Origin of the sequence: Microbacterium aoyamense, from assembly GCF_023155855.1 — a bacterium.
Lineage (GTDB): Bacteria > Actinomycetota > Actinomycetes > Actinomycetales > Microbacteriaceae > Microbacterium > Microbacterium aoyamense.
Window position 1 is genome coordinate 57,235 of the sequence record NZ_JAKNUT010000005.1, and the last position, 14,695, is coordinate 71,929.

Sequence of the window (14,695 nt, forward strand, 5' to 3'; positions counted from 1 at the left end):
TTCGACCCCTCGTCAGCCCGCGAGCACCTCCGCGACGGCCCGCGGCAGGGCCTCGGCGACGTCGAGCGCCGTGATCGGTCCGCCCGCCACCCCGGATCGCGCGGCAGCGAGCGAGCGCGCCGGGGCGTGTGCGGCCGCCGCAAGCGCCCCCGCCCGACCGTGCAGCCAGGCGGCCGACGCCGCGATCGCTGCGAGGTCGGCGCCCTCGGGAGCTCCGGCCAGCAGAGCGCCGAGGACTCCGCCGAGCACGTCGCCGGTCCCCGCCGTCGCGAGCCACGGCGTCGCCGCGTCGACGAGGATGACGCGACCGCCCGGATCGGCGACGATCGTGACCGATCCCTTGAGCAGCACGACGTTCCCCAGCGCGCGCGCGGTGTCGGCGGCGGCCTCGGAGCGGTCTTCCATCTCCCCGAGCCCGAGCGCTGTGCGCAGGCGCTCATGCTCGCGATCGTGCGGCGTCACGACGATCGGGGCGCGCGCGTCGGGCGCGAGATCGAGCGAGCCCGCGTCGACGACGACGGGCAGATCTCCGGAGAGGATGCCGCGCAGCGCTGTGGTCTCGTCGTCTGGGCGGGATGCGGCATCCGTGCCCGAGCCGATCAGCCACGCCTGCACGCGTCCGTCCGCCGCCACCGTCTCGGGCCGCCGGGCGAGTACCGCATCGCGCGCCGTGCCCAGATACCGGACCATTCCGAGACCCGTGCGCCACGCGGCCTCGACTCCGAGCACCGCCGCCCCGGGGTATTCGACCGAGCCCGTGCGGACGCCGAGCACGCCGCGCGAGTACTTGTCGTCCTCGGCGGACGGCGGTCGCAGCACTCCGGCGACGTCGCGCGGCGACCAGGTGTCGTCCATGGCACGACCCTATCGGCCGGCCCGTCCGCTGCATGTCCCACTTCTCCTCGGAATGGATGCTGCATTCAGGGTGAAGTGGGACATGACAGGCCGGGAAGGTGCGTGCTCAGTAGCCGCGGCGGCGCGTGGCGTCCTGCACCTCGCCCACGAGCTCTTCGAGGACGTCTTCGAGGAAGAGCACCGCGGTCGTCGTGCCCGAGGCATCCCGCACCTGCGCCAGGTGCCTGCCCGCACGCCGCATGAGCGCGAGGGCGTCTTCGAGATCGGTCGTCTCGAGCACCGGCACCATGTGGTGGATGCGCTTCGACGGCAGGGGCTGGACGACGTCGGCCGCGGCATCCGGACCCTCTGCGGCACGCAGCACGTCCTTCAGGTGCACGTACCCGACCGGGATGCCGGCAGGGTCCACGATCACGTAGCGCGAGAAGCCGTGTTTGGCGACGGCGCGCTCGATCTCGTCCGGAGTCGTCGCCTGCGGCAGGGTCACGAGGTCCGCGAGCGGAACCGCGACATCCTTCGCCTGCTTGTCGGTGAACTCGAGGGCCGCCGTGACCGCGCCGGACGCGTCATCCAGCACTCCCTCGATCCGCGACTGATTGACGATCGTGGTGACCTCTTCGAGCGTGAAGGTGGATGCCGCTTCGTCCTTCGGCTCGACACGGAACAGGCGCAGGATGTGGTTCGCGGTCCAGTTGAGCGTGAAGATCACGGGGTGGAAGACGCGCGACACCCACACGAGCGGGGTCGCGAGCATCAGCACGGCGCGATCGGGCACCGAGAACGCGAGGTTCTTCGGCACCATCTCGCCGAACACGACGTGCAGATACGACACGACCAGCAGCGCGATGACGAACGCGATGACATCGACCGTGCCTTCGGCGAGACCCGTGAGACCCAGCGGCTCGGCGAGCAGGTGGTGGATCGCGGGTTCGGACACGTTCAGGATGAGCAGCGAGCAGATCGTGATGCCGAGCTGGCTCGTCGCGAGCATGAGCGTCGCGTGCTCCATCGCGTAGAGCGCGGTCTTCGCGGAGCGCGAGCCCTTCTCGGCGAGCGGCTCGATCTGCGAGCGCTTGGCCGAGATGACGGCGAACTCGGCGCCGACGAAGAAGGCGTTCGCGATGAGGAGCACGAACAGCCAGGCGATTCCGGCCCAATCGTTCATCGACGCTCACCACCCTCGGCGGTCGCGGCTTCGACGGGCATCGGGGTGGCGACGAACCGCACGCGGTCGACGCGCCGGCCGTCCATGCGCTGGACGTCGATCGTGCCGTCCTCGATCTCGAGCGTGTCGCCCGGGACGGGGATGCGCTCCAGGACGCTCATGATGAAGCCGCCCACGGTGTCGTACACGTCTCCTTCGGGGATGCGGATGCCGGTGCGGTCGAGCAGCTCGTCGGGTCGCAGCTCGCCGGGGAAGACGACCCCGTCGGCCGTGCGGGTGATGCCCGCGACGCGGCGATCGTGCTCGTCGAGCACCTCGCCCACGATCTCCTCGACGAGGTCTTCGAGCGTGACGACGCCGGCCGTTCCGCCGTACTCGTCGACGACGATCGCCATCTGGTACCCGCGGGCGCGGAGCTCGGACATGAGGGCGTCGAGGTGCACGGCCTCCGGCACGCGCAGGGGCTCGGTCGCGAGCGCCGCCGCGGGCACGTCGCTGCGGCGTTCGCGAGGAACGGCCACGGCGGCCTTGAGGTGCACGATCCCCGTGATGTCGTCCATCGAGTCGTCGTAGACCGGGAATCGGCTGTGGCCCGTGCGGCGTGCGAGCTGGATGACGTCCTCGACCGAGTCGTCGGCCGCGATCGCGTGCACGCTCGGACGCGGGGTCATGACATCCGCCGCGGTCAATCGCGAGAACGTGAGCGTGCGATCGAGGAGGGATGCCGTGTCTTCTTCGAGCAGGCCCGCGCTCGCCGAGCGGCGCACGAGGCTCGAGAGCTCTTCGGCCGTGCGGGCGCCCGAGAGCTCCTCCTTCGGCTCGACGCCGAGCAGTCGCAGGAACCCGTTCGCACTGCCGTTGAGCACGTAGATCGCGGGCTTGAAGACCGTCGTGAAGAGCGTCTGGAACGGGATGACGAGCTTCGCCGTCTGGCGCGGCACCGCGAGCGCGAAGTTCTTGGGCACGAGCTCGCCGATGATCATCGAGAAGATCGTGGCGACCGTGATCGCGATGACGACCGCGAGCGGACTCACGAGCCCGTCGGGCCAGCCCCACGACGTGAAGACGGGCCGCAAGAGGTTCGAGATCGCGGGCTCCATCGTGTAACCCGTGAGGAGCGTCGTCAGCGTGATGCCGAGCTGCGCGCTCGAGAGGTGCGTCGACGTGATCTTCAGAGCGTTGATCGTCATCGACAGGCGGGTCTCGCCCGCCGCGCGACGCGCTTCGAGGTCGGCGCGGTCGAGATTGACGAGCGCGAACTCGCTCGCGACGAACAAGCCGGTACCGACTGTGAGCAGGAGCCCCACGCCCAGCATGACGTAATCCATCAAGCATCACCCCCGAGCGAGATCGAGGAGGGGTCGTGGGGCGTCGGTCTACTGGGAGGGTCGTCCATCGTGCCGACAAGTCTACGGGAGCACAATGGGCGGATGACGCAGCACGAGTGGATCGGCGAGAGCCGCGGCATCCGACTCCGGCGCTACACGCTCGCCGACGTCGAGACGTACCGTCGCTGGCTCCAGCCCGATCAGGAGTGGCACCGGTGGAACGGGCCGTACGGGAACGTCATCACGACGGCGGAGGCGGATGCCGCGTGCGCGCGGCTCGCCGGCTCGATCGAGGACGGCACATACGCCGCTGCATCCCCGTTGCAGCGCGCCGCGATCGTCACCGCCGACGCGCCGGACGACCTCGTCGGCACGGTGTCGTGGCACTGGGAGGCCGAGGAGTCCGACTGGCGCCGTATGGGTCTCGCCGTCTACGACCCCGCGCTGCGCGGTCGCGGCATCGGCACCGAGGCGCTGCGCATCTGGACCGGCTACCTGTTCGCGACGACCGATGTCGTGCGGTTGGACTACGCGACCTGGTCGGGCAACGAACGCATGCTCGCGGTCGGCCACAGGCTCGGCTTCAGCGAGGAGGCGCGCTTCCGCGATGCCCGCGAGGTGCGCGGCGAGCGCTACGACTCGGTCGTGATGGGCGTCCTGCGCCGCGAGTGGCCTACCAGCTGAGCGGCGCCGTCTCCCGCGACAGTCGGCCCCGCCTGCGAAACCGACGGTTCTTGTCGAACTCCCGTGCCACGACTTCGGGTTCGACGAGATCACTCGGGTTCGCGTCGTGGGGGGCTCCGGAAGCGGCCTACCAGCTGACGGGGAGCGCCTTGCCCTCTTCGTATCCCGCGGCCGACTGCAGGCCGACGCGCGCGCGATCGTGGAACTCGGCGACCGACGCGGCACCCGCGTAGGTGAAGGACGACCGCACACCCGACGTGATCATGTCGAGCAGGTCCTCGAGGCCGGGGCGCAGCGGGTCGAGGTAGATCTTCGACGACGAGATGCCCTCGGCGAAGAGCTCCTTGCGGGCGAGCTCGTAGGGGTCGAGCCGGCCGAAGCGCTCGTGCACGGCCTTGGTGGATGCCATGCCCCAGGATTCCTTGTACGTGCGGCCCGAGGCATCCGTCTGCAGCTGCCCCGGCGCCTCGATCGTGCCGGCGAACCACGAGCCGATCATGACGGACGCCGCGCCCGCCGCGAGCGCGAGCGCGACGTCGCGCGGGTAGCGCACTCCCCCGTCGGCCCACACGTGCGCGCCCATGACGCGGGCGGCCTCGGCGGTCTCGAGCACGGCCGAGAACTGCGGGCGGCCGACAGCGGTCATCATGCGCGTCGTGCACATCGCACCGGGGCCGACGCCGACCTTGAGGATCGAGGCGCCTGCCGCGACCAGGTCGTGCGCGCCTTCGGCCGTGACGATGTTGCCGGCGGCGATGGGGATGCCGAGGTCGAGCTGCGAGACGGTGTGCAGGGCCCGCAGCATCCCCTCTTGGTGACCGTGGGCCGTGTCGACGACGAGCACGTCGACACCGGCCGCCGCGAGCGCCTTGGCCTTGGAGGCGACGTCGCCGTTGATGCCGACCGCGGCCGCGACGATCAGGCGGCCCGATGCGTCGACGGCAGGGCGGTACAGCGTCGCGCGCAGTGCGCTGCGGCGCGAGAGCGTGCCGACGAGGTAGCCGTGGTGCAGGACGCACGTGATCTCGGCGTCGGCCGCGACGATGAGGTCGAAGGCGTGGCGCGCGCTCTCGACGTCGTCGGCGTCGATGGATGCCGTTCTCCCGCGCGTCAGGTCGCCCAGGCGCGCGTCGGGCAGGGCGGTGCCGAGCCGCGTCGCGGCCACGACGCCGAGGATGTCGTCGACGTGGATGCGCGGCGCGTCGGGATCGGCGACGACGACGATGCCGTGACCCTCCGTCGCGGGCAGGAGCTTCGCGGCCTCGGCGACCGTCGCGTCGGGGCCGAGCACGAGCGGGGTGTCCCACGGCACGGGCTGGTCCTTGACCCAGCGGATCGCGGCATCCAGATCCTGCAGCGGCATGTCCTGAGGCAGGACGCCGAGGCCGCCGCGACGGGCGAGCGTGGCCGCGAGGCGCGGGCCGGTGACGGAGTTCATGTTCGACGAGACGATCGGGATCGTCGCCGTCGAGCCGTCGCCCGGAGACAGGTCGACGTCGAGTCGGCTCGTGACGGCGGAGCGTCGGGGGACGAGGAAGACGTCCGAGTAGGTGAGGTCGACTTCGGGTTGCGCGCCGTAGAACTCCATGTCTGTCAAGGGTAGTGATTCTTCCTGGGCGGCAGATGCTGCAGAACTTTCCGCTGCAGTGTCGCTGAGAACCGGGTTCCATTCACCAGACTGGGTTACGCTTGACAGTCGTGCGCGAGGGCCTCTCGGTCCCCCACGAATCTCAGATCTTCACCGATGAAAGCAGGCGATCGAGCGTGTCGAGCCAGGTGACGGGCGTCGGGGTTTCGAACGAAGGAGAGTTCGGAGCGAACGAGTGGCTCGTCGAGGAGCTGTACGAGCAGTTCACAGTCGACCGGAACTCCGTGGACAAGGAGTGGTGGCCCATCCTCGAGTCGTACCGCCCCGCAGGCGCCACACCGCGTGTGCCGTCGGCACCGACGGTGCCGGCCGCCGATGAGGCGAGGCCCGCGGCATCCGACCCGCATCCGGTGACGGCACCCGTGCCCGTCATCGGCGCGCAGCCGGTCGCTCGCACCACGACCCGCCCCGCAGCTCCCCAGCCGATCCCGGCGCAGGCGCCGAAGGCCGAGCCGTCGTCGGCAGAGGCGCAGGGCGAAGAGGATGCCGTAACGACGCTCCGCGGCATGCCGAAGACCCTCGCCCACAATATGGACGAGTCGCTCACGGTGCCGACCGCGACGAGTGTGCGCACGGTGCCGGCGAAGCTCATGATCGACAACCGCATCGTGATCAACAACCACATGTCCCGCACGCGCGGCGGCAAGGTGAGCTTCACGCACCTCATCGGGTGGGCGATCATCCGGGCGCTCAAGGAGTTCCCGAGCCAGAACGTCTTCTACGCCGAGATCGACGGCAAGCCGTCGGTCGTCGCGCCGGCCCACATCAACCTGGGTATCGCGGTCGACATCCCCAAGCCCGACGGCACGCGCGCCCTGCTCGTCCCGAGCATCAAGCGCGCCGACACGCTCACGTTCGGCGAGTACCTCGCGTCGTACGAGGACCTCATCACCCGTGCGCGCGGCAACAAGCTGACGGCGGCCGATTTCCAGGGCACGACGATCTCGCTGACCAACCCGGGCGGCATCGGGACGGTGCACTCCGTTCCGCGCCTCATGAAGGGCCAGGGCTGCATCGTCGGCGCCGGTGCGCTCGAGTACCCGGCCGAGTTCCAGGGCGCGAGCGCCAAGACGCTCAACGAGCTCGCGATCGGCAAGACGATCACCCTGACGAGCACGTACGACCACCGCGTCATCCAGGGCGCGGGCTCGGGCGAGTTCCTCAAGAAGGTGCACGAGCTGCTCATCGGGCAGCGCGACTTCTACGAAGACATCTTCGCGGCGCTGCGCATCCCGTACGCACCCATCCACTGGGCCGCGGACATCAACGTCGACCTCGCCGAGCGCGTCGACAAGCAGGCCCGCGTCCAGGAGCTCATCAACTCCTTCCGCGTGCGCGGCCACCTCATGGCCGACATCGACCCGCTCGAGTACATGCAGCGCACGCACCCCGACCTCGAGATCGAGAACCACGGCTTGACGTTCTGGGACCTCGACCGCGAGTTCGTGACGGGCGGGTTCGGCGGCAAGCGCATGTTGAAGCTGCGCGACATCCTCGGCGTCCTGCGCGACTCGTACTGCCGCACGATCGGCCTCGAGTACATGCACATCCAGGACCCCGAGCAGCGCGCGTGGTTCCAGGAGAACGTCGAGGTCAAGTACCAGAAGCCCGGCCACGACGAGCAGCTGCGCATCCTCGACAAGCTGCAGCAGGCCGAGGCCTTCGAGACGTTCCTGCAGACGAAGTACGTCGGCCAGAAGCGCTTCAGCCTCGAGGGCTCGGAGTCCCTCATCCCGCTCCTGGACGAGATCCTGCAGGGTGCGGCTCAGGCGGGCCTCGACGGGGCGGCGATCGGCATGGCCCACCGCGGGCGCCTCAACGTGCTCACCAACATCGCGGGCAAGACGTACGGCCAGGTGTTCCGCGAATTCGAGGGGTCGGTCGCGATCGGCTCGAAGAGCGGCTCAGGCGACGTCAAGTACCACCTCGGCACCGAGGGCACGTTCGTCGCCGACGGCGGCGCGGAGCTGCCCGTCTACCTCGCGGCCAACCCGTCGCACCTCGAGACCGTCGACGGCGTGCTGGAGGGCATCGTCCGCGCCAAGCAGGACCGCAAGCCGCTCGGCACGTTCTCGTGGCTGCCGATCCTCGTGCACGGTGACGCCGCGTTCGCGGGTCAGGGCGTCGTCGTCGAGACGCTGCAGATGTCGCAGCTGCGCGGTTACCGCACGGGCGGCACGATCCACGTCGTGGTCAACAACCAGGTCGGCTTCACCACGACGCCGCAGGACGGCCGCACGTCGGTCTACGCGACCGACGTCGCCAAGACGATCCAGGCGCCGATCTTCCACGTCAACGGCGATGACCCCGAGGCCGTCGTCCGCGTGTCGCAGCTCGCGTTCGCCTACCGCGAGCGGTTCCACCGCGACGTCGTGATCGACATCGTGAGCTACCGCCGCCGCGGTCACAACGAGGGCGACGACCCTTCGATGACGCAGCCCCTCATGACGAACCTCATCGAGGCGAAGCGCTCCGTCCGCCGCCTCTACACCGAGGCGCTCGTCGGTCGCGGCGACATCACCGAGGAGGAATACGAGAAGGCGAAGCAGAACTTCCAGGACCGCCTCGAAGTCGCCTTCACCGAGACGCACGCCGCCGAGACCGGCACGACGCCGGTCGTCGTGGCGGAAGAGGATGCCGCGGCCCCCGCCGGCGAGCCCGAGACCACCGGCGTCCCGCGCGAGGTCGTGCAGCTCATCGGCGACACGTTCGTCAACAAGCCCGAGGGCTTCACGGTGCACGCGAAGCTGCAGCAGCTGCTCGACAAGCGCCTCGACATGAGCCGCAACGGGCAGATCGACTGGGCGTTCGGCGAGCTCCTCGCGTTCGGATCGCTCCTGCTCGAGCAGACCAACGTGCGCCTCGTCGGCCAGGACGCCCGCCGCGGCACCTTCGTCCAGCGCCACTCGGTGCTGCACGACCGGGCCAACGGCCAGGAGTGGATCCCGCTCACCAATCTGAGCGCCGACCAGGGCCGGTTCTGGGTCTACGACTCGCTTCTGAGCGAGTACGCCGCCATGGCGTTCGAGTACGGCTACTCGGTCGAGCGCCCCGACGCGCTCGTGCTGTGGGAGGCCCAGTTCGGGGACTTCGCGAACGGCGCCCAGTCGGTCATCGACGAGTACCTCTCGTCCGCCGACCAGAAGTGGGGACAGCAGTCGAGCGTCGCGCTGCTCCTCCCCCACGGCTACGAGGGCCAGGGCCCCGACCATTCGTCGGCACGCATCGAGCGCTACCTGCAGATGTGCGCGCAGGACAACATGATCGTCGCGCGCCCCTCGACGCCCGCGTCGTACTTCCACCTGCTGCGCCGACAGGCCTACGCGCGTCCGCGCCGCCCGCTCATCGTGTTCACGCCCAAGGCGATGCTGCGTCTGCGCGGCGCGACGAGCCCCGTCGAGGACTTCCTCACCGGCAAGTTCGAGCCCGTCCTCGACGACGACCGCGGCATCGACAAGAGCGCCGTCAAGCGGGTTCTGCTGCACGCGGGCAAGATCCACTGGGATCTGCGTGCCGAGCTCGAGAAGAACCCGAACCCCGAGATCGCCCTCGTGCGCCTCGAGCAGTTCTACCCGGCACCGATCGACGAGCTCAACGCCGTCATCGACAGCTACCCGAACGCCGAGCTCGTCTGGGTGCAGGACGAGCCCGAGAACCAGGGTGCCTGGCCGTTCATCGCGCTCGAGGTCGTGAAGCACCTGCACGGTCGCACGATCCGTCGCGTCTCGCGCGCGGCGGCCGCCTCGACGGCGACCGGCTCGCCCAAGAAGCACGCCGCAGAGCAGGCGACCATCATGCAGAAGGCACTGACGATCGGGAAGTAGTCAGCTCTCGATCGACGCTGCGCGCGGGTCGGGTTCGACGATGTCGGCCCGGCCCGCGTGCGTCTTCCGAGGGCGGATGCGACGCCAGACCGTGACGGCGACCGCTGCGAGGGCGAGCGCGACGGCGGGCAGGAGCGACGCCCACGCGAGGGCGACGAGAGCGAGGCACAGCACGGCGGCGACGAGCGCGAGCCACCAGCCGGCGGTACCGCGACGCAGGAGTCGGACCGCCGCGATCATCCCGACGGCGTAGATCGAGACCATGCAACTCGTGTGCACGAGGATGAAACCCGTCAGATCGAGGTCGGACGCCAGCATGAGCGCGAACCAGATCGCGAAGACGCCGCCCGTCAGAGCGAGCGCACGCCGCGGGACGCCGCCGGACTCGGCTCCCTTCGCGAACCACCGTGGCAGGTCGCGGTTCTCGGCGAGGGATGCCCCGAGCTTCGCGAACGCCGCGAGGTAGGCATTGAGCACCCCGAGCGCGACGATCCCCGCGATCGCACCGACGGCCGCCGCGCCCACGACCGGAGAACCCAATCGCGCGAGATCGAGGAGCGGAACCTGCCCCTCGCCTGCCGCCGGGCCGAGTGCGCCGACCGTGACGATCTGCAGCACGAGGTAGCACGCCCCCGTGATGACGAGGGCGATCGCCGTCGCGAGCGGGATGATCCGGCGCGGATCCCGGAACTCGCCCGAGATGTGCGTGCCGACCTCCCACCCCGCGAAGGCCCAGACGAAGAGACTGATCGCGGTGCCGACGCCCGCCCATCCGTGCGGCAGGAACGGCTCGAAGTTCTGCGGCTCCACGGCGGGCGCCGCGAGGGCGACCACGGACACGACCACAGCGAGGAGCAGGGCGGTGAGGACGAACTGCATCCACCCCGCGACACGCACGCCGAACGCGTTGGCGGCGAAGGGCGGGAGGAAGAAGGATGCCGCGAGCACGGGCACCATCGACCGGTCGATGGCCGCGATGGCCGCGACGTACTCGGCGCCGAGCACAGCGACCACGGGCGCTCCGGCGGCGACCCCGAACATGAACCAGTACCCCGTCATGCGCGCCATGGTGCCGCCGAGCGCGCGGCGCGCGTAGCTGGCGACTCCGCCGGGATCGGGATAGCGGGCCGCCAGCGCAGCGAACGTGCCGGCGAGCGGAATCGACAGGCCGATGACGGCGATCACCGCGAGGATGCTCGCGGGACCGGCGACCTCGGCGGCGAGCCCGGGCAGCACGAGCAGCCCCGTGCCGAGCACCGACGCGACATAGAGCGCCGTGCCCTGCACGAGCCCGAGACCGCCGCCCTTGTGGTTCACGCCCCCAGTCTCGCCGAGCGCTCCGACACCGCGCTCGCGGGTATCGGACGTCGTTCCGTCGAATCCTGCCAATCACGCCCAGCTCAGCCGAGGACCAGCTCGACCGGCGCGACACCGGCGCGCTCGAACGCGGCGGCCGCGGCATCCATCGACGCCTCCGCGTCGGCCGGCACGAGACCGAGCCGCGTGCGGCGCGCGAGCAGGTCGTCGACCGTCGATGCGCCCTCGACCTCGACGCCCCACTGGAGCTCCTGCGCCGTCACACCGCGCGCGGCGCCGGCCCCGTCGGCGAGCGCGAACGCGAACGGCGCCTCGGCGCCGTAGCGGCGCACGAAGCGGGCAGGCGCCTGGATCTCAGCCAGTCGATCACGTGGCCAGGCCCCCACGAGGGGGATCGACCGCGTCCGCGATGCGGGTACCGCGGCGGCCGCGAAGCGTGCGCGGACCGCGGCATCCACTCCGTCCTGCGCCATGCGCCGATACGTCGTGAGCTTGCCTCCGACGACCGTCAGCACTCCGTCGTCCGATGTGAGCACGGCGTGCCGACGCGAGAGGTCGCTCGTGTCGCCGTCGTCCGTGTCGATGAGCGGGCGAAGGCCCGCGAAGGTCGCCAGGACGTCGGACCGATCGAGCGGCTCGCGCAGCACCGTGTTGACGACGCCCAGCAGCATCTCGACCTCGTCGTCGGTCGCGTGCGGGACGTCCGGGATCGGCAGACTCGCCGGCACGTCGGTCAGACCGATGTAGGTTCGCCCGTGGATCGCGGGGACGGTGAAGACGAAGCGGCTCGATGAGCCGGGCACGGGAACGGTGAGGGACGCCTCCGACCCGCCGAGTCGCCCCGAGTCGACGACGAGGTGCGTCCCGCGGCTGGGCCGCAGGCGCACGGCGGGGTCGAGCCCGCCCGCCCACACTCCGGTCGCCGAGATGACGGCACGGGCGCGCACGTCGAGCTCGTGCCCCGTGAGCTCGTCGCGCAGGAGTGCCGAGTCGCCGGTCGCCGAGACAGCCGAGACGCGCGTGAGGATGGATGCCCCGTGCCCCGCGGCCGTGCGCGCGACGGCGATCACGAGGCGGGCGTCGTCGATGAGCTGCCCGTCCCAGCCGCGCATGCCGCCGCGGAGGTGCTCGTCGCTGATCGCAGGAGCGAGCGCCAGCGCCTCGTCGCGGCCGATCGCGCTCGGGGCGTGCAGGACGGCGTCGGGAGTCCCCACGACGCGGCGGAGTCCGTCGCCGAGCCCGTAGCCCAGGCCCACCCACACTCCTCGGGCGACGTGACCGGGCGCGTAGAGCGGCAGGACCTGACCGAGCGGACGCGTGAGGTGCGGCGCGAGCCGCGTCAGCAGCAGATGCCGCTCGGCGGCGCTCTCGTGCGCGATGCCGAACTGTCCCGATGCGAGGTATCGCAGGCCGCCGTGGGCGAGCTTCGAGCTCCATCTGCTGGTGCCGTGCGCGAGGTCGTGGCGCTCCACGAGCAGTGTCCGAAGGCCTCGGGATGCCGCATCCAACGCGATTCCGGTGCCCGTGATCCCGCCGCCGACGACGAGCACGTCGACGCTCGGATCGTCGGCGAGAGCGTCGAGCTCGCGCGCGCGTCGAGCCGCGCTGAGGGCGGAGGGATGCGGCGTCCGCCCCAGGATGCGCATGCTCACGCCCCGAGGTATCCGCGCAGGGCGACGGACAGCTCGGCCCCCCAGTCATCCCCCGCGATCCATTCCGCCACGAGCGGCGCCGAGAGGACGGCCGACTGCGCGATGAGCAGCACCATCGCCGCCAGGCGTTCGGGGTCGCCCGCGCGCACGGCACCCTGCCGCTGCGCCTCGGCCACACGGCGTGCGGTCTCGGCGACGATGACGCGCTGCGTCGTGCCGAGACGCTCGAGCAGATACCGGCCGAACAGCTCGGGGTCGGTCTCGCGCAGCCGGTCGACGAGGGGCATGCGGCGGATGGCGCCTGCCGTGGACACGAGCATCGCGACGAGCTCGTCGAGGGTGCCCGCGGACGGCGCGGCGACCGGCAGGACCGCGACGAGCTCACGCGTCACGAGCGCGGCGAAGACGGCCTGCGCGTCGGGGTAGTACCGGTAGAGCGTCTGGCGTGCGATGCCGGCGCGCTTCGCGATGTCGGACGCCGTCGTCTTGCGGATGCCGTAGGCGAGCACTTCGTCTCGCGCGGCGTCGAGGATCGCGTTCTCGGTGTCGGTCACTCCGTCGGCCATGTGACAAACATACACAATGTGTCATACTGTCGCCATGCCGCTGACGTCGCCGTCGTTCCCCGCTCCGCGCGCTCGCTCCGACTGGGACGCGTGGGGCACCGAGTCCGCCCGCCTCCCCGCCGCGGCGAAGGCGCTCATCGCGACGCTGCTGCCCGGCAAGGCGCATCCCGTCCCCCGCGTCGAGATCCCCATCCTCACGCCCAGCCGTCTCGACGACGCCGACCTCGCAGCCCTGCGCGCGGCGGTCGGCGCCGAGCACGTGACGTGCGACGATGCCGTGCGCGCGCTGCACCTCGGCGGCAAGAGCACGCCCGACCTTCTGCACCGACGCTCGGCCGAGCCCCAGTCCGCCCCCGACGCGGTCGTGTCACCCGCGTCGCACGGCGACGTGCTCGCGGTCCTGCGCGTATGCGACGAGGCCGGGATCGCCGTCGTCCCGTTCGGCGGGGGCACATCGGTCGTCGGCGGTGTGGATCCGGACGCCGGAGCCCACAGAGCCGTCGTCGCGCTCGATCTCGTGCGCACGGCGGCGCTGCTCGACCTCGACGGCGCGTCGCTCCTCGCGACCTTCGGCGCCGGCACGACGGGCCCCCAGGCCGAGGAGCTCCTCGCCGCGCACGGGTACACGCTGGGCCACTTCCCGCAGAGCTTCCTCTACGCCTCGCTCGGGGGCTTCGCCGCGACGCGCTCGAGCGGGCAGGCGTCGCGCGGCTACGGCCGGTTCGACGACGTCGTGCACGCGCTGCGCGTCGCGACGCCGGTGGGCGAGCTCGACCTCGGCCGCGCCCCGGCGAGCGCCGCCGGCCCCGACCTGCGCCAGCTCTTCCTCGGCTCGGAGGGCGCGTTCGGCGTGCTCACCGAGGTCACCGTGCGCATCAAGCCCGTGCCCGCCGCGACGCAGTACGAGGCATGGACGTTCCCCGACTTCGCCGCGGGCGCCGCGGCCTTCCGCGACGCGACGCAACGCGGCATCCGCCCCACCGTCCTGCGCCTCAGCGACGAGACCGAGACGAAGGTCAACGCGACCCTCGGCGGCCACTTCACGCGGCTAAAGGGATGCCTCGCCATCGCGACCTTCGAGGGCACCGACGATGCCGAGGCCGGGGCGACACGGGCTGCGCTCGGCGCGGTGTTCGCACGGCATGGCACGCGCTCCCGCGGCGAGGACCCCGCCCGCTCATGGGAGCGCGGCCGCTACGCCTCACCCGCCCTGCGCGATACGCTCCTGGACTCCGGCATCCTCGCCGAAACGCTCGAGACCGCGACGACGTGGGCGCGGCTCGCCGAGCTCAAGGCCGCCGTGACATCGGCGCTGACCGACAGCCTCGCCGCCGACGGCACGAAGCCGATCGTGCTGTGCCACATCTCGCACGTCTATCCGGCCGGCGCCTCGCTCTATTTCACGGTCATCGCGACGTTGACGACCGATCCCGAGGCGCAGTGGAGGAGGGCGAAGGATGCCGCGTCCCGCGCGATCGGCGATGCCGGCGGCACGATCACGCACCACCACGCCGTCGGGCGCGACCACAAGCCGTTCCTCGAGGCCGAGATCGGGCCGCTCGGAATCGCCGTGCTGCGAGCCGTCAAGGCCGAGCTCGACCCCCGGGGCATCATGAACCCCGGCGCACTGGTTCCGTAGTTCCTCCCGATAGGCTC

At 70.9% G+C, this 14,695-nt stretch carries 10 protein-coding genes; 3 read left to right on the forward strand and 7 right to left on the reverse strand.

Annotation, left to right across the window (positions count from 1 at the left end; translation table 11 throughout):
- Positions 1 to 12: 12 nt before the first annotated feature.
- The 3 genes from MA876_RS13690 to MA876_RS13700 all read right to left on the reverse strand — a co-directional run bounded on the left by MA876_RS13690 (position 13) and on the right by MA876_RS13700 (position 3,348).
- Entirely contained in the window at positions 13 to 855 is an 843-nt protein-coding gene (locus tag MA876_RS13690) for an ADP-dependent NAD(P)H-hydrate dehydratase (RefSeq protein WP_248150359.1), read from the reverse strand.
- Between the two features lie 106 nt (positions 856 to 961).
- Positions 962 to 2,020: a hemolysin family protein gene (locus MA876_RS13695; RefSeq protein WP_248150360.1), complete on the reverse strand. Its 1,059-nt coding sequence runs from the start codon at positions 2,018 to 2,020 to the stop codon at positions 962 to 964.
- Positions 2,017 to 3,348: a hemolysin family protein gene (locus tag MA876_RS13700; RefSeq protein ID WP_248150361.1), complete on the reverse strand. Its 1,332-nt coding sequence runs from the start codon at positions 3,346 to 3,348 to the stop codon at positions 2,017 to 2,019. Before MA876_RS13700 ends, MA876_RS13695 begins: the two co-directional genes overlap by 4 nt.
- A gap of 102 nt (positions 3,349 to 3,450) precedes the next feature.
- Here MA876_RS13700 and MA876_RS13705 point away from each other — a divergent pair, with 102 nt between their 5' ends.
- Complete coding sequence (locus MA876_RS13705) at positions 3,451 to 4,032, forward strand: GNAT family N-acetyltransferase (protein ID WP_248150371.1); 582 nt, start codon at positions 3,451 to 3,453, stop codon at positions 4,030 to 4,032.
- Between the two features lie 127 nt (positions 4,033 to 4,159).
- On the opposite strand, the gene guaB1 is transcribed toward MA876_RS13705, so the two are convergent.
- Positions 4,160 to 5,620 (reverse strand): GMP reductase, encoded by a 1,461-nt coding sequence (gene guaB1, locus MA876_RS13710; protein WP_248150372.1) that lies wholly within the window; start codon positions 5,618 to 5,620, stop codon positions 4,160 to 4,162.
- 176 nt (positions 5,621 to 5,796) lie between these two features.
- Here guaB1 and MA876_RS13715 point away from each other — a divergent pair, with 176 nt between their 5' ends.
- A complete protein-coding gene (locus MA876_RS13715; protein ID WP_248150375.1) occupies positions 5,797 to 9,504 on the forward strand; it encodes a multifunctional oxoglutarate decarboxylase/oxoglutarate dehydrogenase thiamine pyrophosphate-binding subunit/dihydrolipoyllysine-residue succinyltransferase subunit in 3,708 nt (1,235 codons plus the stop codon).
- On the opposite strand, the gene MA876_RS13720 is transcribed toward MA876_RS13715, so the two are convergent.
- The 3 genes from MA876_RS13720 to MA876_RS13730 form a co-directional block, all read right to left on the reverse strand.
- Complete coding sequence (locus MA876_RS13720) at positions 9,505 to 10,821, reverse strand: APC family permease (RefSeq protein WP_248150378.1); 1,317 nt, start codon at positions 10,819 to 10,821, stop codon at positions 9,505 to 9,507. It abuts the gene before it with no gap.
- Positions 10,822 to 10,904: 83 nt separating this feature from the next.
- Positions 10,905 to 12,467, reverse strand: coding sequence for a glycerol-3-phosphate dehydrogenase/oxidase (locus tag MA876_RS13725; protein ID WP_248151120.1), 1,563 nt, complete (start codon positions 12,465 to 12,467; stop codon positions 10,905 to 10,907).
- Between the two features lie 2 nt (positions 12,468 to 12,469).
- Positions 12,470 to 13,039, reverse strand: a complete 570-nt coding sequence (locus tag MA876_RS13730) for a TetR/AcrR family transcriptional regulator (protein ID WP_248150381.1) — start codon at positions 13,037 to 13,039, stop codon at positions 12,470 to 12,472.
- 34 nt (positions 13,040 to 13,073) lie between these two features.
- Here MA876_RS13730 and MA876_RS13735 point away from each other — a divergent pair, with 34 nt between their 5' ends.
- Positions 13,074 to 14,678, forward strand: coding sequence for an FAD-binding oxidoreductase (locus MA876_RS13735; RefSeq protein WP_248150384.1), 1,605 nt, complete (start codon positions 13,074 to 13,076; stop codon positions 14,676 to 14,678).
- Positions 14,679 to 14,695 lie beyond the last annotated feature (17 nt).